This window comes from Pseudomonas sp. NPDC087817 (assembly GCF_044742875.1).
In the GTDB taxonomy this organism is placed as follows: domain Bacteria; phylum Pseudomonadota; class Gammaproteobacteria; order Pseudomonadales; family Pseudomonadaceae; genus Aquipseudomonas.
This window is the reverse complement of sequence record NZ_JBIUVJ010000001.1, coordinates 436,126-456,207: the sequence shown is the minus strand read 5'-3', so window position 1 is coordinate 456,207 and position 20,082 is coordinate 436,126. Positions and strand designations below refer to the sequence as shown.

Annotated in this window: 19 protein-coding genes; 8 read left to right on the top strand and 11 right to left on the bottom strand. The window is 60.6% G+C overall.

The window, feature by feature from the left end:
- The first annotated feature begins 24 nt into the window (after positions 1–24).
- Positions 25–561 (top strand): hypothetical protein, encoded by a 537-nt coding sequence (locus ACIONG_RS02010; RefSeq protein WP_212808889.1) that lies wholly within the window; start codon positions 25–27, stop codon positions 559–561.
- Positions 562–649: 88 nt separating this feature from the next.
- Here the strand turns inward: ACIONG_RS02010 and ACIONG_RS02005 are convergent, their stop codons facing one another.
- The 6 genes from ACIONG_RS02005 to ACIONG_RS01980 all read right to left on the bottom strand — a co-directional run bounded on the left by ACIONG_RS02005 (position 650) and on the right by ACIONG_RS01980 (position 5,645).
- Positions 650–946 (bottom strand): hypothetical protein, encoded by a 297-nt coding sequence (locus tag ACIONG_RS02005; protein WP_103302050.1) that lies wholly within the window; start codon positions 944–946, stop codon positions 650–652.
- Between the two features lie 150 nt (positions 947–1,096).
- The gene (locus ACIONG_RS02000; RefSeq protein ID WP_401296332.1) at positions 1,097–2,458 is read right to left on the bottom strand and encodes a cation:proton antiporter; all 1,362 of its coding nucleotides are present in this window, start codon (positions 2,456–2,458) and stop codon (positions 1,097–1,099) included.
- Positions 2,459–2,503: 45 nt separating this feature from the next.
- Entirely contained in the window at positions 2,504–3,115 is a 612-nt protein-coding gene (locus tag ACIONG_RS01995; RefSeq protein ID WP_401296330.1) for a Yip1 family protein, read from the bottom strand.
- A 305-nt stretch (positions 3,116–3,420) separates the two neighbouring features.
- Positions 3,421–4,278 carry a glucose 1-dehydrogenase gene (locus ACIONG_RS01990; RefSeq protein WP_103302047.1) on the bottom strand — a complete coding sequence of 286 codons (858 nt, stop codon included), beginning with the start codon at positions 4,276–4,278 and terminating at the stop codon, positions 3,421–3,423.
- Positions 4,279–4,546: 268 nt separating this feature from the next.
- Complete coding sequence (locus tag ACIONG_RS01985) at positions 4,547–5,026, bottom strand: nuclear transport factor 2 family protein (protein ID WP_103302046.1); 480 nt, start codon at positions 5,024–5,026, stop codon at positions 4,547–4,549.
- Between the two features lie 55 nt (positions 5,027–5,081).
- Positions 5,082–5,645, bottom strand: coding sequence for a TetR/AcrR family transcriptional regulator (locus ACIONG_RS01980; RefSeq protein ID WP_401296328.1), 564 nt, complete (start codon positions 5,643–5,645; stop codon positions 5,082–5,084).
- Between the two features lie 206 nt (positions 5,646–5,851).
- Here ACIONG_RS01980 and pssA point away from each other — a divergent pair, with 206 nt between their 5' ends.
- Entirely contained in the window at positions 5,852–7,195 is a 1,344-nt protein-coding gene (gene pssA / locus ACIONG_RS01975) for a CDP-diacylglycerol--serine O-phosphatidyltransferase (protein ID WP_103302044.1), read from the top strand.
- A gap of 131 nt (positions 7,196–7,326) precedes the next feature.
- Here the strand turns inward: pssA and efeO (ACIONG_RS01970) are convergent, their stop codons facing one another.
- Genes efeO (ACIONG_RS01970) through efeU form a run of 4 tightly spaced genes read right to left on the bottom strand, consistent with a single transcriptional unit; the run spans position 7,327 to position 11,542 of the window.
- Positions 7,327–8,151, bottom strand: a complete 825-nt coding sequence (gene efeO / locus ACIONG_RS01970) for an iron uptake system protein EfeO (protein ID WP_401296325.1) — start codon at positions 8,149–8,151, stop codon at positions 7,327–7,329.
- Between the two features lie 27 nt (positions 8,152–8,178).
- The gene (gene efeB, locus ACIONG_RS01965) at positions 8,179–9,477 is read right to left on the bottom strand and encodes an iron uptake transporter deferrochelatase/peroxidase subunit (RefSeq protein ID WP_401296323.1); all 1,299 of its coding nucleotides are present in this window, start codon (positions 9,475–9,477) and stop codon (positions 8,179–8,181) included.
- A gap of 17 nt (positions 9,478–9,494) precedes the next feature.
- Positions 9,495–10,694: an iron uptake system protein EfeO gene (gene efeO, locus ACIONG_RS01960; protein ID WP_401296321.1), complete on the bottom strand. Its 1,200-nt coding sequence runs from the start codon at positions 10,692–10,694 to the stop codon at positions 9,495–9,497.
- 8 nt (positions 10,695–10,702) lie between these two features.
- Positions 10,703–11,542, bottom strand: a complete 840-nt coding sequence (efeU, locus tag ACIONG_RS01955; RefSeq protein ID WP_401296319.1) for an iron uptake transporter permease EfeU — start codon at positions 11,540–11,542, stop codon at positions 10,703–10,705.
- Positions 11,543–11,833: 291 nt separating this feature from the next.
- Here efeU and ACIONG_RS01950 point away from each other — a divergent pair, with 291 nt between their 5' ends.
- The 6 genes from ACIONG_RS01950 to ACIONG_RS01925 all read left to right on the top strand — a co-directional run bounded on the left by ACIONG_RS01950 (position 11,834) and on the right by ACIONG_RS01925 (position 18,806).
- Positions 11,834–12,850, top strand: a complete 1,017-nt coding sequence (locus ACIONG_RS01950) for an AraC family transcriptional regulator (protein ID WP_401296317.1) — start codon at positions 11,834–11,836, stop codon at positions 12,848–12,850.
- Positions 12,851–13,097: 247 nt separating this feature from the next.
- Positions 13,098–14,762: an AMP-binding protein gene (locus tag ACIONG_RS01945; protein WP_401296315.1), complete on the top strand. Its 1,665-nt coding sequence runs from the start codon at positions 13,098–13,100 to the stop codon at positions 14,760–14,762.
- A 16-nt stretch (positions 14,763–14,778) separates the two neighbouring features.
- The gene (locus tag ACIONG_RS01940) at positions 14,779–15,540 is read left to right on the top strand and encodes an SDR family NAD(P)-dependent oxidoreductase (RefSeq protein WP_401296313.1); all 762 of its coding nucleotides are present in this window, start codon (positions 14,779–14,781) and stop codon (positions 15,538–15,540) included.
- Positions 15,541–15,552: 12 nt separating this feature from the next.
- Entirely contained in the window at positions 15,553–16,746 is a 1,194-nt protein-coding gene (locus ACIONG_RS01935; RefSeq protein WP_401296311.1) for an acetyl-CoA C-acyltransferase, read from the top strand.
- A gap of 142 nt (positions 16,747–16,888) precedes the next feature.
- The gene (locus ACIONG_RS01930; RefSeq protein WP_103302035.1) at positions 16,889–18,016 is read left to right on the top strand and encodes an acyl-CoA dehydrogenase; all 1,128 of its coding nucleotides are present in this window, start codon (positions 16,889–16,891) and stop codon (positions 18,014–18,016) included.
- A 16-nt stretch (positions 18,017–18,032) separates the two neighbouring features.
- The gene (locus ACIONG_RS01925; RefSeq protein ID WP_212808878.1) at positions 18,033–18,806 is read left to right on the top strand and encodes an enoyl-CoA hydratase; all 774 of its coding nucleotides are present in this window, start codon (positions 18,033–18,035) and stop codon (positions 18,804–18,806) included.
- A 121-nt stretch (positions 18,807–18,927) separates the two neighbouring features.
- Here ACIONG_RS01925 and ACIONG_RS01920 read toward each other — a convergent pair whose 3' ends face one another.
- Positions 18,928–20,079 carry an acyl-CoA dehydrogenase family protein gene (locus ACIONG_RS01920; protein ID WP_212808877.1) on the bottom strand — a complete coding sequence of 384 codons (1,152 nt, stop codon included), beginning with the start codon at positions 20,077–20,079 and terminating at the stop codon, positions 18,928–18,930.
- Positions 20,080–20,082 lie beyond the last annotated feature (3 nt).

The following is a 20,082-nucleotide window of genomic DNA, read 5'->3' as shown; positions in this document are numbered from 1 at the left end:
TTCCTGCCCCGGAGCGTGCGTCTCGTGCCTCGCATATTGACCCAGCCAACCGCTGAAGAAATACAGACCGAACATGACGCGAAGATGTTCGGTTCGCCCAAGGAACGACTGGATTTCTATCGCCGGGAGATCCAGTACGAAACCAGCATCCTCGCCAATCGCACCGACGCCTACCTGGCGGCGCAGTCGTTTCTGGTGATTGCCTTCGCGTCCTGCATGTCCAACCTCAACCCCGAATGGGGCAAGCTGTTTACGCTGGTGGTGCCACCGTTTCTGGCGCTGCTCGGGCTGCTCAGCTCGCTCAATGCCTGGCCGGGCATTCGCGCGGCGTATGACATCATTGATCACTGGCACTTCAAACAGAGTCATTTGCTCCTCAGCGAGCCGTTGATGGGCTTGGCCTATGACGAGTCGCCGCTGTTCAGCGAGATGGAATCGAGCCACAAGGGCTATCGCAAGTCGCTGCTGTTTTCGGTGCGCACGCCGTGGATTTTTGCGACGTTCTGGGTGTTGCTGGGGAGTTATGCGGTGTTTATTCAGGTGACCAATCCGGGCGGATGAACGCCCGACGAAAAAGCCAAAAATCAAAAGCCCCTCACCCCAGCCCTCTGGGAGAGGGCTGGGGTGAGGGGCTTCTGCTCTTCTGCTCTTAATCGGCAGTCTCAAGCTGCCGCCGCAAGCCCTGCGAGTTCTGCACCGACATCGGGATCGGCGGAAAATCCTCGTTCAGCACACACAAATGCTCGATCGCATCGGCAAATTTCACATCGGCCTTACCACGTAATGCGCGGTAGTGCTCAAACTGTTCGTGATCCAGTTGCCCGGATTCGAGCAGCTCATGAGCCGCTCGATTCAGCGCCTGCGCTTCTTCGAACAATTGACGATTGCGTTCCAGGGCCAAAGCCCTGCAAGCCTTGATTTGCGCAGGAGTCGAGCATTCTTTCATGACCGTGACCTTACTGTTCAAGGATTCCTTTTCATGGGCGAAACGCCGCAGGGGAACCGAACCTGCCGGGCCCCACCGGTTGTATCTGGCGAGGGTTATGCTTGTGACCGCTGGCCATCGCTGAGAGATCCATTTTTTTGCTGAAGATTTTCATTCCCCGGAAGCCCGTTTGGGTGATTTGTTCTTGCCTTGTTCGTAGCGCGCCAGGATCGGCTGGGTGCTGATGCCGTGCAGCAAGATGCTCAAGGCCACGACCGACAGGGTCAGGTCGGTACACAGCGCCGCCACCGAATCGCTCAGACCGTGGTTCAAGGCATAAAACAGATAGAAAAGACTGCCGATGCCGCGAATGCCAAACCAGCCGATCAACAGCCGCTGCCGTCCTTCGAGCAGCGAGCCCCACGGCATCAACGCCACGCACAGCGGGCGAATCACGGCGAACAACACCGCGCCGACCAGCAGCGCCCGCCAGTCCCAATGCGTCACCAGCACCACGCCCAGCAGCGTCACCAAAAACACTTCCATGGCCCGTTCAACGAGGCCGCCGAAGGACAACATGTCGCCCATCATGATCCCGGCGGCGACCTGGCTGTCTTCCAGTTGTTCAGTATCGCCGTGCACCGCGTGCTGGGGCTCGACGTTCTGGTGACCCACCACGGGTTGCACAAGATGTTCAGCGGGCGGTTGACCGGCGCCGGTGGATTTCACTTCTTCCTGACGCAGACCGAGCCCAGCGGCAAACACCGAGAGAAACCCGTAGCCACCGATGGCTTCTGCCACCACATAGGCCAGGGCGATCAATGCCAGCGCCAGGTAATCGTTGGGGCTCAGCGTGCTGTCGTCGTTGTGAATACGCATGGACAAGGTCAAGCGTCCGATGCCCCGGCCCATCCAATAGCCGGTCAACAGTCCGGCGGGCACGGCCCACAACAGGCTGCGCAAGACCCAGTCCGGCCATGCACTGGATTGCCCGGAGCCGTCCAACAGCAACAGGCCAAGCAGGACAAAGGGGAAAGCGACACCATCGTTGAGTCCGGCCTCGCCAGACAGGCCAAAGCGCACGCTGTCGACGTCCCGCGCATCGTTGACCTGCACCAGCGCTGCCAGCACCGGATCGGTAGGGGCCAGAATCGCGCCGATCAGCAGCGACGGCCCCCACGGCAGTTGCAATCCCCAGTGCAGCAGCAGGCAGACGCCAGCGATGGTCAACACCATCACCGGGCCCGCCAGGCCAAATGCGATCCGCCAACGCTTGTCGCGCAGTGGAAGACGCAACTTTAGCCCGCAGACAAACAGCGAAAAGAGCACCGCGACTTCCGTCAGGTGCTCCATCCACAGCGAGGCGTTTTCCAGCGACAGTTTCAACAGGTCGAGACCACTGGGGCCGATGCCGATCCCAAGCAGCAAGCACACAGCGGAGGTGGTCACGGGCATCCAGCGCAGATACGAAGAGGTCAGCGCCAGGGTCAGCAACACCGCGCCGAGCACCGCGACCCACACGACAAAGCTCATGACGCGCCGCCCCCGCAGGTTTTTACTGACGGCACAGGCACCCCGTCAGCCCACGGTCGCGCGCAGGTACTCAGGGGTGAGCACGTTGAACCACAGCAGAATCATCGACACCAGTATCGTCACCATGACCAGCAGACCCACGCCCCAGACACAGGCCGAGTTCAACAGACCCTGTTCCTTGCGCTCGTGCATGAAGGTCGGCAGGCCGACGAAGAGCAGAAAGGTCGAGTACACCGAAGCAGCACCGAGCACCAGAATCGCCAGCCAGCGACTCGGATACAGCCCGGCGATCCCGGCAACGAAGAACGGTGTCACGGTGTAGGCCGCAAAACCGATGCACTGGTTAAGCGTCGGCCGCGTGTCGAAGGAGCGCGACATCCAACGGATAAACCCACCAATCACCGCAACGCCTGACACGATGGCCACATACAACAGAATGCTCAACTGCAAGGCGCTGGCACTGCTCAGTCGTACCGTTTCACCGGCCGCCAGACTCCAGCCGACATAAGTGGTGCCGATGAACAGGCAAACGGGAGGAATCAGCGCCAACAACAGCAAATGCGCAAGGTAATGGCGAGGATGGGCCTCTTCTTCGCGGCGGATATCGGTCCACGCGAAGTTGGGTTGGGTGAAGAGCTTGATGATAGGCGCGGACATGACGACCTCTTGATCCTGTGGACCGGTTGGGGCTCTTAAAGGTATGGAGAGTCGTCGGATAGCCGGGTTCATTTTATTTAACGGACCCCGGTAAACCATGTAAGGACGGCTGACCGTCAACCGCCGCGATCCTTGCAGAATGACCACAAATGACTGTGGGAATGGGCTTGCTCACGAAAGCGTTGTATCAGGCACCCATGATGTTGAATGACCCAGCGCTTTCGCGAGCAAGCCCGCTCCCACAGGTTGATCGTATTGCCTGGCTGACGCTGCGACAGTGATCGGGCGATCAGCAGAGCCGGGGGTCAAAGCATCGGTTTGCCACCGGTCACGCCATAACGCTGACCCGTGATGTAACTGGCCTCGTCCGACGCCAGCAGCACATAGATCGGCGCCACTTCCACCGGTTGGCCGGGACGGCCGAGCGGGGTTTGCGCACCGAAGTTCTGCACCTCTTCATCGGGCATGGTCGAAACGATCAGCGGCGTCCAGATCGGTCCCGGCGCCACGCAGTTCACGCGAATCTCCTTGGGCCCGAGCATTTGCGCCAAACCGCCGGTGAAGTTGGCGATCGCGCCTTTGGTGGTGGCGTAGGCGAGCAGGGTGGGTTTGGGCATGTCCGAGTTGATCGAGCTGGTGTTGATGATCGAAGACCCTGGGCGCATGTGCTTGAGCGCGGCCTGGCACAAGCGAAAGATCGCGGTGATGTTGACGTCGAAGGTCATCACCCATTCGTCATCGGGAATCTCTTCGAAGTTTTCGTGGGTCATCTGGAACGCGGCATTGTTGACCAGCACGTCGATGCGCCCGAAGCGTTCGACGGTCTTGTCGACCAAGGCCTGGCACTGCGCTTTTTGCGCGATATCACCCGGCAGCAACAGGCACTGGCGTCCGGCCTGTTCGACCCAGCGTGCGGTTTCCTCGGCGTCTTCGTGTTCGTTGAGGTAGGCAACGGCAACATCCGCGCCTTCACGGGCGAACGCGATGGCGACCGCGCGGCCGATGCCGCTGTCTGCGCCGGTGATCAGGGCAATCTTGCCGGCGAGTCGGCCGGAGCCCACGTAACTTTGCTCGCCGCAATCGGGGTATGGCTCCATTTTGCGTTGCGAGCCGGGAACGGATTGCGCCTGGGCGGGGAAGGGTGGTTTTGGATAATCGGTCATCGTCGGTCTCCGGGGTCTCATGGCAGGTATGGGCGGTTGACCCGGGCCGTTTGCCGTGAGTTCGATCGGATTTGCGATGGCCAACAGGAATAGAAAAATCGATGGGTGCGTGAACGGGAGGCTAAAGCGCAATGCCACAGTAGGCTGAACACCCCGAACACTGTGGGAGCGGGCTTGCCCGCGAAGGCGCCGTGTCAGTTGCTATCTACTGCGCTGACACAGCACTTTCGCGAACAAGCCCGCTCCCGCCTTTTACATCTGTAAGAGATTACAGACCCAAGTCGGACAGCCCCGGGTGATCATCCGGGCGTCGGCCCAGCGGCCAGTGGAACTTGCGTTCGCTTTCCTTGATCGGCATGTCGTTGATGCAGGCATAGCGCTGGAACATCAGACCGTTGTCGTCGAACTCCCAGTTTTCGTTGCCATAGGAGCGAAACCAGTTACCCGAATCGTCGTGCCATTCATACGCATAACGCACGGCGATACGGGTATCGGAGTAAGCCCAGAGTTCCTTGATCAAGCGGTAATCCAGCTCCTTGGCCCACTTGCGGGTCAGGAAGGCTTTGGCTTCTTCTCGGTTGTTGGCGAACTCGGCGCGGTTGCGCCATTTGGTGTCGAGGGTGTAGGCCAGCGATACCCTTTCCGGATCGCGGGAGTTCCAGCCGTCCTCGGCCAGCCGAACTTTCTCGATGGCGGATTCACGGTTGAAGGGGGGTAATGGCGGACGTACCTGGGCTGCAGTAGACATATTCAGTCTCCCGAAAGATTTAACGTTTAAACAACGGGTCAGGCTTACTTAGGCGTTACAGGTCCAATAACTTTCGCGCCATGCATTGCGCATTATCGGCGGCACTGTGATCACCCATCACAAGCGCTACGGTAATGGCACCGTCAATCAGGATCAGCAATTGCTTGGCCAGCAGTTGCGGATCCTCGGCACCATGTTCGGTACACAGCTCGCACACGTAGTCGAGCAGCTTCTGTTTATGGTCTTTGGCGACCTGGCGCACCGGGTCCTGGGGATCACCGGTTTCGCCGCTGGTGTTGATGAAGGCACAGCCACGGAAACCTTCCGAGGCAAACCAGCCCTTGAGTACAGTGAACAGGTTGAGCAGGCGATCGGCCGGGGTTTCGGCCTGACCGACAGCGCTTCGGTACCAGTGCATCCAGCGCACGTCGCGGCGTTGCAGGGCGGCGACGGTAAGCTCATCCTTGTTGGCGAAGTAGCGGTAGATGCTTTTTCTGGAGACGCCGGCGGTTTTCACCAGAAGATCCATGCCGGTGGCCGCGATGCCACTTTTGTAGATCAACTTTTCGGTGACATCCAGAATGATGTCGCGGGTCGAGGTGTCAGTGATTTCGTTCATGTGACGAACAGTAGAACGATCGTTCTCCTTGGTCAAACGTTGATTTTGAAATGGCTTTCGCGAGCAGGCTCGCTCCCAAAGGGGAACGCATTTCAAATGTGCGAGCGAGCCTGCCCGCGAATAGCTCATTACAGACACTAACAAGACCCGAAGGAAGCGATGGTGTAAGCTCTCGGGTTCTCCGGATTCGACCCATTGCGAGCCCTATGCCGTTGCTTTTCAAACGTTCTCTGCTGCCTAAACTGCGCAGCTTTCCGCTGACCGCCGAGGCCGTGACCATTCTGTCCGGCGCCGCCGAGTTCCGTCGTTGCCTGCTGGAGAAAATCGCCACGGCGACCCAGCGCATCTACATCGTCGCGCTGTATCTGCAGCAAGACGAAGCCGGTCAGGAAATCCTCGATGCCTTGCACGCCGCCAAACTCAAGCGTCCCGAGCTGGAAATCGCTGTGGTGGTCGATTGGTTGCGCGCACAGCGCGGGCTGATCGGTGCCGGCAAGCAGCCGGGCAATTCGGCGTGGTATCAGGAAATGACCCGCACTCACCAGAGTGAGGTGCCGGTCTACGGCGTGCCGGTGCAGACCCGCGAACTGTTCGGCGTGCTGCATTTGAAGGGCTTCGTGATCGATGATTGCGTGGTGTACAGCGGCGCGAGCCTGAACAACGTCTACCTGCACAAGTTCGACAAGTACCGTTTCGACCGCTATCACGTCCTGCAAAGCCGCGAACTGGCGGATTCGATGCATCACCTGGTCAAGCACGGTCTGATCGAATCGAAAGCCGTGCATCGCCTCGACCTGCCCAATCTGCCGACCACGCGCAGCTTGCGTAACGACATCGGCGATCTGCGCAGCCGCCTCAAATACGCGACTTACGACACCGCCAACGGCAGCACGGCCAGAGACGGCCTGTCGGTCAGCCCATTGCTCGGCGTGGGCAAGAACAACCCGTTGAACCGGGCGATTCTTGAACTGATCGCCAGCGCGCAAAAACAACTGACCATTTGCACGCCGTACTTCAACCTGCCGCTGGGGGTGATCCGCGAGGTCAACCGCGCCCTGGCCCGTGGCGTGAAGATCGACATCGTGGTCGGCGACAAGACCGCCAACGATTTCTACATTCCGCCGAGCGAGCCGTTCAAGGTGATCGCGGCGTTGCCGTACCTGTACGAGATCAGCCTGCGCCGCTTCGCCAAACGGCATCAGCGCAACATCGACAGCGGCCAGTTGAATCTGCACCTGTGGCGTGATGGCGACAACACCTATCACCTCAAGGGCATGTGGATCGATCAGCGCTACACGCTGCTGACCGGCAATAACCTCAATCCACGGGCATTCCGCCTGGATCTGGAAAACGCGCTACTGATTGATGACCCGAAAGGGGAATGGCTGGAACCGCGGGCGAAGGAGCTGGAGGAGATTTTCCGCCATACCACGCGGATCGAGAGTTTTAATGCTCTGGAGACGTTGCCTGAATACCCGGCGGGCGTGGCCAAGTTTCTCAAGCGCGTGAGTCGGGTGCGGATCGAGCGGTTGCTCTACCGGATTTTGTAAGAAGGCTGAAAATGCCATCGCTGGCAAGCCAGCTCCCACAGGGTTTTCGGTCGTTCACATATGTTGTGTACACCAAAAAACTGTGGGAGCTGGCTTGCCAGCGATGGGGCCTTAACAAACGCTAAAAAACCTTAATTCAGACCCAACTTGCCACGCAATGTGGACAAGTCTTCCGCCAGTGTATTGACCGGGCCAACCAGCGCCTTGCGGTCGTTATCCTTGACCTTGTCATACGTCTCGAAACCCCCGTCCTTGGTCTTGTACTTGGCCAGAATCTTGTCGACGGTGGCAAAGTTCTTGTCCACTTTCGCTACGAAAGCCTTGTCCTGCTTCTCGATCTGCGGACGGAACAGGTCGACGATTTTCTTCGCGCCGTCGATGTTGCCTTGGAAGTCATACAGGTCGGTGTGGCTGTAACGGTCTTCTTCACCGGAAATCTTGGTCGCGGCGACTTCTTCCAGCAGCGCAGCCGCACCGCCGACGACTTTCTCGGGCGGGAAGGTCAGGCCGGCCACGCGGGTTTGCAGGTCCTTGACGTCTTTGTTCAAACCGTCCGCCAGTGCGTCCAGACCCTGGGTGCTTTTCTCCGAGAACAGCGAATATTCGATGCGGTGGAAGCCAGTGAAGTCGTCTGCTTTCACGCCTTTCTCGTGGTCGTCGACACGGGAGTCGATGGACGCATCGAGGTCACTGAACAGTTCGGCAATCGGCTCGATCGACTCGTAATACACGCGGGTCGGTGCGTAGAGTTTTTGTGCGGTGGCCAGATCACCTTTCTTCACCGCGTTGGTGAATTGCTGGGTGTGGCTGGCCAGTTCATCGAGCTGTTCGGTGACGTAAATCTTGTAGTCCGAAACCGGCCCGACCAGATCCAGCGGTGCTGTCGCGGCGAACGCTGACAGCGGGGTGTTGAGCAAACCAAGGGTCAGCAATAACGCGAGTGGCGTTTTTTTCATGGGGGCGGCTCCAGTGTCGGGATTGTTTTATGCAGCGGTTTTCGGTTGTGTGGCATTGAGCAGCGAGCGACCGATGAAGTCCTTGTCGCCCGTGACACCCGGCAGGGTGAAGAAGTACCCGCCGCCGACCGGCTTGAGGTATTCCTCAAGCGGCTCGCCGTTGAGGCGGGTCTGCACGGTGATGAAGCCTTTTTCCAGGTCAGCCTGGTAGCAGATGAACAGCAGCCCCATGTCGAGCTGGCCGTTCTTGTTGACGCCGTTGGAGTAGTTGAATGGCCGACGCAGGATCAGATTGGCCTGAGTCTCGACGGTGCGCGGGTTGGCCAGGCGAATATGCGCGTCGAGTTTGGTCAGCTTGCCGGCCGGGTCTTTGCTGTAGTCCGGGACTTCACTTTCATGGCTTCCGCCGATTGGCGCGCCAGTGGTCTTGACCCGGCCGAGGATGCTTTCCTGTTCCTGCAACGGTGTGCGGTCCCAGCGTTCGACGAAATTGCGGATGATCCGCACCGCTTGATAACTGCCGTGCGCCGCCCAGGCCGGTTCGTCGCTGCCGGGTTGCACCCAGACGAGGCGATCCATGGCTTTGGCGTCGTTGGAGTCGGGGTTGGCCGAGCCATCACGGAAACCGAGAAAGTTGCGTGCAGACTGCGCCGGCACGCCGGATTTGGCCGGGGCTTGCGGCGGCACGCTGCCTTCCTGTTTCCAGCGCACCAGCAGCAGGTCCGGGAGGTTTTTGACGATGTCGCGCAGGGCGTGAATGTTGGTGTCGGCGGTGTTGGAGCAGAACTGCAAACTCAGGTCGCCATGGCAGCAATCGGCTTCCAGCGCATCGTTGGGAAAACCGACCATGCGTTGCAGGCGTTTCGGTTTCGCGTCGGCCAGACCGAAGCGCTCGTCGAACAGCGATTCGCCCACCGACACGGTGATCGTCAGGTTGTCCGGGGTGACCACCGGGCCGAGGATGCCGGAATCCGGCGGTGGCAGTTTCGGATCGATCTGCGCCACCGGGCCGCCCTTCATCAGGAAGGCGATGCGTTCGTTCAGCGTGCGGAACAGCCGCTCAAGGTCTTCGCGATCACTGGCCAGCACGTCGAAGGACACCAACATCCCGGAGGCCGGGCGCGGGGTGACGATGCCGGTCTGATGCAAACCGTGGTAATCGTGGCGGTCTTCGGTTTTGTCGCTGCTCGGCGCTTCAGTGACTTGCGCAGGTGCAGCCGCCATGGCCGGGCAGCTCAGAGCCGAACCGGCGAGGGCGACCCCGGCAGCGCCCATGCCCAGCAGGACGCGGCGACGTTGCAGGTTGAGTTGTTCGGAATCTTTCATCGGTACTCGTCTTCTGCTTACAGGCCGGAGAGGCCGAGGGCTGGATCGATGCCATCAAGTGCGTCGGCGAGGGCCTGAGCCTTGTCGGCGATCTGCTTGCGTTGCTCGCCGCTGACGGTGTCGTAAGTGGCGTAGCCGTCCTTGACCTTGAAGCTGTTCAGTTGGGTGTCGAAGTCGGCCAATGCCTGATCGATTTTCGGCAACAGGTCGGCGGCGGATTTGCTCAGCATCGGCCGCAGTAAATCGACGACTTTGTGTGCGGTTTCCAGGTTGGCGGCGAAACCATTGAGGTCGCCGTGGCTGTAGCGTTCTTCCTCACCGCTGGCGGCGCGGACGTCGGCCAGGGTGTTGAGGTTGCGCACGATAATGTTGACCAGTTGCTCCGGTGGCAGCGTCTGCGCGAGCAGTTGCTGTTTGAGCGCGGTGACGTCGCTGAGCAAACGCTGGGAAACGGGGGCAAGTTCGTCGAGTTTGCGTTGCTGGAACAGCGCGTACTCGATGCGGTGGAAGCCGACGAACGCTGGATCCTGCTCGCGCTTCTCGAAGTAATCGGCACGGGCGTTGATGCTGTTGTCCAGTTCCGCCAGACGTTGCGCGGCCGGGGCCAGACGTTGATAGGCAGCACGCGCAGGCAGGTACAACGCCTGCGCCTGACTGAGGTCGCCGCTGGCAATTGCCTGATCCAGTGCGGTCACGGCTTTGATCAGCGCGCTGCCTTGGCTGGCCAGATACACGCGGAACTCCGACAACGGCCCAACGAAGGCGACCATCGACGGCTTGGCCTTGGCGGCCGCATCGGACGCGGCCGTCGGCGTCACATGCAAGGTGCCACGCGGGTTGCTCAGCAGGCCGCAGGTGATCGCGTAGTCGCCGGGTTGCAGGTTGGCGTTGATCACCTGGCTCAGGCCCGGCGCAATGTTTTCGCGTTCCTCGACCACCAGCACGCCGTCGAGGATTTCCCATTCCACGGCGCGGTCGGAGCGGTTGACGATGCGGAAACTGGCGCGGCCGGCCGGCACCGTCAGCGCGTTTGGCTCGCAACTGCCCGGATGAATGTTGACCACTACTTCGTCATGGTTGAGCTGACGCTTGGCCGCGGCCATTTTCGAGGCGTAGTAGAACAGGCCACCGGCGGCGATCATCACGACCACCGAACCGGCCACCGCCCAGCGCAAGGCGCGGGGAGGGGAGGCCTGAGGGGTATTAGGCTTTGACATGGGTGCCCTTATTGGCTGGAAACGGAAGACGATTGCGCGGCTGGTTTGGGCGCCGGGTAGAAAAACATCAGCAACGCCACCAGCAGATAAATCAGATACGCCCCGAGGGTGCTGACGGTCGGCGCGTCCTGATAACCGAACATGCCGGCCAGCACCGAGCCGAGCGGGCCATCCATCGGCAGCGTCGAACTGAAGTCGAACAGCACGGTTTGCAGGTGATTCCACAGGCCGGCTTCATGCAGGGCCTGCACCGAGTTGGCGAGAATCCCGGCGGCCACCACCAGAATGAACAGCCCGGTCCACTTGAAGAACGCCGAAAGATTGAGGCGCATGCTGCCGGTGTAGATCAGGAAACCCACGATGATCGCCAGAATCAGGCCGAGCAGGGCACCGATCGGCGCCCCCGGGCCTTCGCTTTGCTGGAACACCGCGAGCAGGAAGAACACCGTTTCCAGTCCTTCGCGAGCGACGGCGAAGAAGACCATGGCGATCAAGGCAATCACTTGGTGTTTCGAAGAGGTCAGCGCCTGATCCAGCGAGGCTTGCAGCGAATGCTTGATCGAGCGCGCCACCTTGCGCATCCAGAACACCATAGAGCTGAGAATGCCCACGGCCACCAGTCCGACCACGCCTTCAAACAGCTCTTGCTGTTTTTGCGGGAATTCAGCGCTGACCAGTTCCAGGCCACCGCCGACCAGCAGGGCCAGCGCAGCGGCGAGAAACACGCCGATCCACACGGCGGGCATCCATTGGCCACGGCCGGTCTGTTGCAGGTAGCTGGCGATGATGCCAACGATCAGCGCGGCTTCAATGCCTTCGCGCAGCATGATCAGAAAGGGGACGAGCATTCGGCATCCAATAAGTCATTCGAAGAGGTTACAAGTTGTAACATAATGACACTCATTCTCACATGACAATCATTGACATAAACCTGAACGCAAGCTGAACAACCTCAATTTTTGCCTCACATAGATCCCTGTAGGAGTGAGCCTGCTCGCGATGGCGTCGTGTGAGTCAGCGCATATTTTTCTGACCCGCCGCCATCGGGAGCAGGCTCACTCCTACAGGGGGTTCGTGTTGAATTCATGTCCTGCGGTAAGATGCCGGTCATTCAAAAACAACAAGGTTCAGCGAGTTCCATGTCGGAAAAAGACACCATCGCCGTGCAACTGGTGCGTGAAGCGCTGCTGCAAAGTTGTGCCCCGGGCGTGGCCACGGAAGAAGCCTTGAACAAGGTCGGCATCGATCCGGCGCTGTTGCAACGTGAGGATGGCCGGGTGCCGGCCTCGCAGTACGCGAAACTCTGGCGTCTGCTGGCCCGGCGTGGCGATGACGAGTTCTTCGGCATGGACCCGCGCCGACTCAAGTCGGGGAGTCTGGCGTTCCTCTGTCGTAGCGCGATGGCGCAATCGACGCTGGCCGACGGCCTGAACACGGGGCTGACGTTCCTCTCGCTGATGCTGGAAAAAATGCCCGCGCAATTGGTGCATCAGCAGAGCCTGGCGGAAATCGTCCTGCTTGAAGACGATCCACAGCCACGCCGCGCTTTCACCTATTTCACCTACTGGATGATCGTTCACGGCGTGGCCTGTTGGCTGGCGGGGCGGCGGATTCCGATTCTCGCCATCGAGCTGCTTTGCCCGGCGCCGGACTTCACCGATGACTATCGGGTGATGTTCTCGGAAAACCTGCGCTTTGATCGCCCGCGTACGCGGATGATTTTCTCCGCCGAGTGTCTCGATCTGCCGATCAAGCGCAGCGCCGAAGAGCTCAAGCGCTTTCTGGCCCACGCGCCGGCGAACATTCTGGTGAAGTACCGCGATCCGGAAAGCCTCGCCAGCCGGATCAAACAGGACTTGCGCCAGTTGCCCGCCGAGCGGTGGCCGGAAACCGAAACACTGGCGCAGCAAATGTGCATATCCGCCTCGACGTTGCGCCGACGTCTGGCGGAGGAAGGGCAGACGTATCAAGGCCTCAAGGACAGTGTGCGCAAGGAGTTGGCGATTGTCTGGCTGGCGGAGCCTTCGATCAGTTTTGTCGAGATTGCGGCGCGGCTGGGGTTTGCCGATGCCAGTTCGTTCTACAAGGCGTTTCGCAAATGGTCGGGGTCGAACCCGGGGCATTACCGCACATTGATCCTCAACGAAGCAGTCTGATCCAGATCATTCATCGCCTGGCCCGGCGCCTTCGCTGGCAAGCCAGCTCCCACAGGGTCAGCGCAAATCCTGTGGGAGCTGGCTTGCCAGCGATGGCGGCCTGACAGGCGCTACATAACCTGAACCCTGGCCAAACCAGTCAGCCACTTTGATGGCTTTGACCATTGCCCCAACTCCGCCGCAGCGCGACTATCCCTCTGTTGTTTACGGTTCCCCAACCTAATAAAAACACAGAGGGATTCTGGCAATGCGCGATTACTTGTCTGCTACCGCACAGTTCAACTATCAGCACACCGTTGTTGCCGCACTCAGCGGTTCGCTTGAGGCGCTCAACGCCTGCGTCGAATGCTGCGACCGCCATGCCTTGCCGGGGCGTATTGCGCTGTTCTGGGAGGGTCGCGACGGCGCCAGTGCAACGTACACCTTCAGCGACTTGCAGGACAAAGCCGCGCGTTTTGCCAATTTCCTCCTCGCCCAAGGCGTGCAGAAGGGTGACAAGGTCGCCGGTCTGCTGCCGCGCAATATCGAATTGCTGATCACCGTGTTCGCCACCTGGCGCATTGGCGCGGTGTATCAACCGCTGTTCACCGCGTTCGGCCCCAAAGCCCTTGAACATCGCCTCAACAGTTCCGGCGCCAAAGTGGTGGTGACCGATGCGGTCAACCGGCCGAAACTCTCGGAAGTTGCCGACTGCCCGACCCTGGTCACCGTCGGCGGCGCCAAGGGCCAGGGCATTGTCCGTGGCGATTTCAGTTTCTGGGCCGAGCTGCCCAACCATTCCAATGTCTGCGAACCGACGATGCTCACGGGCGAAGACCCGTTCCTGCTGATGTTCACCTCGGGCACCACCGGTCCGTCGAAAGCACTGTCGGTCCCGCTCAAAGCCATCGTCGCGTTCCAGAGCTACACCCGCGACGCGGTGGATCTGCGCCCCGAAGATTCGTTCTGGAACGTCGCCGATCCGGGCTGGGCCTACGGCATCTATTTCGGCGTGACCGGGCCGTTGTCGATGGGCCATCCGATTACCTTTTACGATGGTCCGTTCACCCTCGAAAGCACCTGCCGGGTGATCAACAAGTACGGCATCACCAACCTCACCGGTTCGCCGACCGCATATCGCCTGCTGATTGCCGGCGGCGACGAGTTCGCCAAGTCGATCAAGGGCAAGCTGCGCATTGTCAGCAGCGCCGGCGAGCCGCTGAACCCGGAAGTGATCCGCTGGTTCGCCGACAACCTCGACGTGGTCATTCACGACCATTACGGCCAGACCGAACTGGGCATGGTCCTGTGCAACCACCACGGCCTCGACCATCCGGTGCATGTCGGCGCCGCCGGTTTCGCCTCGCCGGGGCATCGCATCGTGGTACTCGACGATCAGTACAACGAATTGGGCGTCGGCCAGCCCGGCATTCTCGCCATCGACCGTCCGCAGTCGCCGATGTGCTGGTTCGGCGGCTATCAGGGCGCGCCGACCAAGGCTTTCGTCGGTAACTACTACCTGAGTGGTGACACTGTGGAGTGGAACCCGGACGGCAGCATCAGCTTCGTCGGCCGCAGCGATGACGTGATCACCACCTCCGGCTACCGCGTCGGCCCGTTCGACGTCGAGAGCGCGCTGATCGAACACCCGGCGGTGGTCGAAGCGGCCGTGGTCGGCAAACCCGATCCGGAGCGCACCGAACTGGTCAAAGCCTTTGTCGTGCTCAGCGCGCAATACCGCGCGGCGCCGGAGTTGGCCGAGGAATTGCGCCAACACGTGCGCAAGCGCCTGGCCGCGCATTCTTACCCGCGTGAAATCGAATTTGTCAGCGAATTGCCCAAAACCCCGAGTGGCAAATTGCAGCGCTTTATCTTGCGCAACCAGGAAATCGCCAAGGCTCAAGAGGCCGCGGCGAAGAACGTTTCAGCTTGAATCAGGAAGTACAGTCATGCAGATCGAGAACAAGGTTTTTATCGTCACCGGCGGCGCATCCGGCCTCGGTGCCGCCACCGCTGAACTGCTGGTCAGTGCCGGCGCCAAAGTGATGCTGGTGGACATGAATGCCGAAGCCGTGGCGGCTCAGGCCCAGCGTCTGGGCGCGCAAAGCGTGGTTGCCGACATCAGTAACGAAGCCGCGGCCGAAGCCGCGGTGCAGGCGACCGTCAGCGCCTTTGGCAGCCTCAATGGCCTGGTCAACTGCGCCGGCATCGTGCGTGGCGAGAAAATCCTCGGCAAGACCGGCCCGCATGCGCTGAGCAGTTTTGCGCAAGTGATCAACGTCAATCTGATCGGCAGCTTCAATATGCTGCGTCTGGCCGCTGCCGCCATCGCCGAAAGCGAGGCCAATGCCGACGGCGAACGCGGTGTGATCATCAACACCGCTTCGGTGGCGGCTTTCGACGGCCAGATCGGTCAGGCGGCGTACTCGGCATCCAAAGGCGCCATCGCCAGCCTGACCCTGCCTGCCGCCCGTGAACTGGCGCGTTTCGGCATCCGCGTGATGACCATCGCCCCGGGCATTTTCGAAACACCGATGATGGCCGGCATGACCCCGGAAGTACGCGACTCGCTGGCCGCCGGCGTGCCGTTCCCGCCGCGTTTGGGCAAGCCTGCCGAGTACGCCGCACTGGTTCGGCATATCATCGAAAACAGCATGCTCAACGGCGAGGTGATCCGTCTCGACGGTGCCTTGCGCATGGCCGCCAAGTAAGGAGGATTTGTCATGACCCTTTCCAACGATCCGATTGTCATCGTCAGCGCCGTCCGCACCCCGATGGGCGGCTTTCAAGGCGAACTGAAAAGCCTCACCGCGCCACAACTCGGCGCCGCTGCGATCAAGGCTGCGGTTGAACGTGCCGGAGTCGCCAGCGATGCGGTCGACGAAGTGTTGTTCGGTTGCGTACTGCCCGCCGGCCTCGGCCAGGCACCTGCGCGGCAAGCGGCATTGGGCGCCGGGCTGGATAAATCGACCCGTTGCACCACCGTCAACAAGATGTGCGGCTCGGGCATGGAAACCACCATTCTGGCCCACGACATGCTGGTCGCCGGCAGTGCCGACGTGGTGATTGCCGGCGGCATGGAAAGCATGTCCAACTCGCCGTATCTGCTGGATCGTGCCCGCGCCGGTTATCGCATGGGCCATGGCCGCGTACTCGACTCGATGTTCCTCGACGGCCTCGAAGACGCCTACGACAAGGGCCGTCTGATGGGCACCTTCGCTGAAGACTGCGCTGAAACCAATGACTTCAGCCGCGAAGCGCAGGACGCTTTTGCCATCGCCTCGACCACCCGTGCGCAGCAGGCGATCAAGGACGGCAGCTTCAAGGACGAAATCGTCCCGCTGACCGTGCCCGTCGGCAAAGAACAGGTGCTGATCAGCAACGATGAGCAGCCACCGAAAGCCAAACTGGACAAGATCGCTTCGCTGAAACCGGCCTTCCGCGAAGGCGGCACGGTGACAGCGGCCAATTCCAGCTCAATTTCCGATGGCGCGGCGGCGTTGGTGTTGATGCGTCAGTCGCAGGCGCAGAAACTCGGTCTGAAACCGCTGGCCGTCATCCATGGCCATGCGGCGTTTGCCGATACTCCGGGGCTGTTCCCGGTGGCGCCGATCGGCGCGATCAAGAAACTGATCAAGAAAACCGGTTGGTCGCTGGGCGATGTTGATCTGTTCGAGGTCAACGAAGCGTTTGCGGTGGTGGGGATGGCGGCGATGACTCACCTGGAAATTCCCCATGACAAGCTCAACGTGCATGGCGGCGCTTGTGCCTTGGGCCATCCGATCGGTGCGTCCGGCGCGCGCATTCTGGTGACCTTGCTCTCGGCGCTGCGCCAGCGAAACCTCAACCGCGGGATCGCGGCCATCTGCATCGGCGGCGGTGAAGCGACGGCGATGGCCGTGGAATGCGTTTACTGAAGTTGATGGCTGACCTTGTGGGAGCGGGCTTGCCCGCGATAGCGGTGGGTCATGTAGCAGATATGTTTGCTGACACGACCCCATCGCGGGCAAGCCCGCTCCCACAGGGTTTTGTGTTGTCACCCGGATTTAAGGATTCACCATGATTCCCAACGAAGACCAAACCCAGATCCGCGACATGGCCCGGCAGTTTGCCGAGGAACGGCTCAAACCGTTTGCCGCCGAGTGGGATCGCGAGCACCGTTTCCCCAAGGAGGCCATCGGCGAGATGGCCGAACTGGGTTTCTTCGGCATGCTTGTACCGGAGCAGTGGGGCGGATGTGACACCGGTTACCTGGCCTACGCCATGGCCCTGGAAGAAATCGCTGCCGGCGATGGCGCCTGCTCGACGATCATGAGCGTGCACAACTCGGTGGGTTGCGTGCCGATCCTCAAGTTCGGCAACGACGACCAGCGCGAACGCTTCCTCAAGCCATTGGCCAGTGGCGCGATGCTCGGCGCGTTCGCCCTGACCGAACCGCAGGCCGGTTCCGACGCCAGCAGCCTGAAAACCCGTGCGCGTCTTGAAGGCGATCACTACGTGCTCAACGGCTGCAAACAGTTCATCACTTCCGGGCAGAACGCCGGGATCGTCATCGTGTTTGCGGTGACCGATCCGAGTGCCGGCAAGCGCGGCATCACTGCGTTTATCGTGCCGACCGATTCGCCGGGCTACAAAGTCGCCCGCGTCGAAGACAAGCTCGGCCAGCACGCCTCGGACACCTGCCAGATCCTCTTTGAAGACGTCAAAGTCCCGGTCGCCAACCGGCTGGGTGAGGAGGGCGAAGGCTACAAAATTGCCCTGGCCAACCTTGAAGGCGGCCGCGTCGGCATCGCCTCGCAATCGGTGGGCATGGCCCGTGCCGCGTTTGAAGCGGCGCGTGATTACGCCCGAGAGCGCGACACCTTCGGCAAGCCGATCATCGAGCATCAAGCCGTGGCGTTCCGCCTCGCCGACATGGCCACGCAAATCGCCGTCGCCCGGCAAATGGTGCATTACGCCGCCGCCCTGCGCGACAGTGGCCAACCGGCGCTGGTCGAAGCCTCCATGGCCAAGTTGTTCGCTTCGGAAATGGCCGAGAGGGTCTGCTCGATGGCGTTGCAAACCCTCGGCGGTTACGGTTACCTCAACGACTTCCCGCTGGAGCGTATCTACCGCGACGTGCGCGTCTGCCAGATCTATGAAGGCACCAGTGACATTCAGCGCATGGTCATTTCGCGCAATCTTTGAGAAGGAATCTGCATTCATGACTTACGAAACCATTCTGCTGGAAACCCACGGCCGCGTTGGCCTGATCACCTTGAACCGGCCGCAGGCGCTGAATGCCCTGAACGCGCAACTGGTCAGCGAAGTGAATCATGCCCTCGATGGCCTGGAAGCCGATGCGAACATCGGTTGCATCGTCCTCACCGGATCGAAAAAAGCCTTCGCCGCCGGTGCCGACATCAAGGAAATGGCCGAGCTGACCTACCCGCAGATCTACATGGACGATCTGTTCAGTGACAGCGACCGCGTGGCCAACCGGCGCAAGCCGATCATCGCGGCGGTCAACGGTTTTGCCCTGGGGGGCGGCTGTGAGCTTGCGCTGATGTGCGACTTCATTCTGGCCGGCGACAACGCCAAATTCGGTCAGCCGGAAATCAACCTCGGCGTGCTGCCGGGCATGGGCGGCACCCAGCGCCTGACCCGCGCCGTGGGCAAGGCCAAGGCCATGGAAATGTGCCTGAGCGGGCGCATGATCGATGCGGTGGAAGCCGAACGCTGCGGCATCGTTGCGCGGATCGTGCCAAGCGATGAGTTGCTGGAAGAAGCGCTGAAGGTGGCGGCGGTGATCGCCAGCAAGTCGCTGCCGATTGCGATGATGGTCAAGGAAAGCGTCAACCGTGCTTTCGAGGTCAATCTGACTGAAGGCGTGCGTTTCGAGCGCCGGGTGTTCCATGCGGCGTTTGCCACGCAGGATCAAAAGGAAGGGATGGCGGCGTTTGTGGCCAAGCGGACGCCGGATTTTCAGGGCAAATAATGCTGCAGTCTTACTGACGTCATCGCTGGCAAGCCAGCTCCCACACAATCTTCGGTGTACACAACATCTGTGATCGACCGAGAACCCTGTGGGAGCTGGCTTGCCAGCGATGCTTTTGCTTTTAGATCTGGTAGTTCTTCAGCTCCCGAGCAATTACCATCCGCTGAATCTCGCTCGACCCTTCATAGATCTGGGTAATCCGCGCATCGCGGTAGTACTTCTCGACCGGATAATCTTCCAGATACCCATACCCGCCATGAATCTGAATCGCCGACGAGCAGACCTTCTCGGCCATTTCCGACGCAAACAGTTTGGCCTGCGAAGCCTCTGACAGACACGGTTTGCCCGCCGTGCGCAGCCGTGCCGCGTGGAGAATCATCAGGCGTGCCGCGTTCAGTTGCATGTGCATGTCGGCCAGCAGATTGGCGATGCTTTGGTGCTCATTGATCGGCTTGCCGAACTGGATACGATCACGCGAATAAACCAGCGCCGCTTCAAACGCCGCACGGGCGATGCCCAACGCTTGCGCGGCGATGCCGATGCGGCCGCCTTCAAGGTTGGACAGGGCAATCGCCAGACCTTTGCCACGTTCGCCGAGCAGATTGGCCTCGGGAATGCTGCAGTTGTTCAGCGTTACCGCACAGGTGTCGGAGGCGCGGATGCCCATTTTGTGTTCGGTACGGTCAACGATGAAACCCGCCGTGTCGGTCGGGACCAGAAACGCCGAAATACCTTTCTTGCCCAGCTCCGGATCGGTCACTGCAAACACAATCGCCAGTTTCGCCCGTTTGCCGTTGCTGACAAATTGCTTGGCGCCGTTGATCACCCATTGGCCGTCACGCAATTCGGCACGGGTGCGCAGGTTGTGCGCTTCGGAACCGGCCTGCGGTTCGGTCAGGCAGAAGCAACCGATGGTTTGCCCACTGGCGAGATCCGCCAGCCAGGTCTGTTTCTGAGCTTCGCTGCCGTAGTTGAGCACCGGGCCGCAACCGACCGAGTTGTGAATGCTCATGAACGCGCCAGTCGCGCCGTCGCCGGCAGAAATCTCTTCGACCGCCAGTGCGTACGCCACGTAGTCGACGTAAGTGCCACCCCATTCTTCCGGCACGACCATGCCGAGCAGGCCCAGTTCGCCCATCTTCGCTACCAGCGCGTCGTCGATCCAGCCAGCCTTTTCCCAGGCTTGTGCATGGGGTGCGATTTCGCCACGGGCAAAGTCCCGGGCCATGTCGCGGATCATCACTTGTTCTTCTGTCAGTTCGAGATCGTGCATGGC

What these genes read in the sequence shown, in the direction of transcription:
- pssA (WP_103302044.1), top strand. Translation starts at nt 5,852, where the DNA reads ATGCCGTTGCTTTTCAAACGTTCTCTGCTGCCTAAACTGCGCAGCTTT.
- ACIONG_RS01945 (WP_401296315.1), top strand. Translation starts at nt 13,098, where the DNA reads ATGCGCGATTACTTGTCTGCTACCGCACAGTTCAACTATCAGCACACC.
- ACIONG_RS02000 (WP_401296332.1), bottom strand. Translation starts at nt 2,458, where the DNA reads ATGAGCTTTGTCGTGTGGGTCGCGGTGCTCGGCGCGGTGTTGCTGACC.
- ACIONG_RS01980 (WP_401296328.1), bottom strand. Translation starts at nt 5,645, where the DNA reads ATGAACGAAATCACTGACACCTCGACCCGCGACATCATTCTGGATGTC.
- efeU (WP_401296319.1), bottom strand. Translation starts at nt 11,542, where the DNA reads ATGCTCGTCCCCTTTCTGATCATGCTGCGCGAAGGCATTGAAGCCGCG.
- ACIONG_RS01920 (WP_212808877.1), bottom strand. Translation starts at nt 20,079, where the DNA reads ATGCACGATCTCGAACTGACAGAAGAACAAGTGATGATCCGCGACATG.
- ACIONG_RS01990 (WP_103302047.1), bottom strand. Translation starts at nt 4,278, where the DNA reads ATGACCGATTATCCAAAACCACCCTTCCCCGCCCAGGCGCAATCCGTT.
- ACIONG_RS02005 (WP_103302050.1), bottom strand. Translation starts at nt 946, where the DNA reads ATGAAAGAATGCTCGACTCCTGCGCAAATCAAGGCTTGCAGGGCTTTG.
- efeO (WP_401296325.1), bottom strand. Translation starts at nt 8,151, where the DNA reads ATGAAAAAAACGCCACTCGCGTTATTGCTGACCCTTGGTTTGCTCAAC.
- ACIONG_RS01940 (WP_401296313.1), top strand. Translation starts at nt 14,779, where the DNA reads ATGCAGATCGAGAACAAGGTTTTTATCGTCACCGGCGGCGCATCCGGC.
- ACIONG_RS01950 (WP_401296317.1), top strand. Translation starts at nt 11,834, where the DNA reads ATGTCGGAAAAAGACACCATCGCCGTGCAACTGGTGCGTGAAGCGCTG.
- ACIONG_RS01995 (WP_401296330.1), bottom strand. Translation starts at nt 3,115, where the DNA reads ATGTCCGCGCCTATCATCAAGCTCTTCACCCAACCCAACTTCGCGTGG.
- ACIONG_RS01935 (WP_401296311.1), top strand. Translation starts at nt 15,553, where the DNA reads ATGACCCTTTCCAACGATCCGATTGTCATCGTCAGCGCCGTCCGCACC.
- ACIONG_RS01925 (WP_212808878.1), top strand. Translation starts at nt 18,033, where the DNA reads ATGACTTACGAAACCATTCTGCTGGAAACCCACGGCCGCGTTGGCCTG.
- efeO (WP_401296321.1), bottom strand. Translation starts at nt 10,694, where the DNA reads ATGTCAAAGCCTAATACCCCTCAGGCCTCCCCTCCCCGCGCCTTGCGC.
- efeB (WP_401296323.1), bottom strand. Translation starts at nt 9,477, where the DNA reads ATGAAAGATTCCGAACAACTCAACCTGCAACGTCGCCGCGTCCTGCTG.
- ACIONG_RS01930 (WP_103302035.1), top strand. Translation starts at nt 16,889, where the DNA reads ATGATTCCCAACGAAGACCAAACCCAGATCCGCGACATGGCCCGGCAG.
- ACIONG_RS01985 (WP_103302046.1), bottom strand. Translation starts at nt 5,026, where the DNA reads ATGTCTACTGCAGCCCAGGTACGTCCGCCATTACCCCCCTTCAACCGT.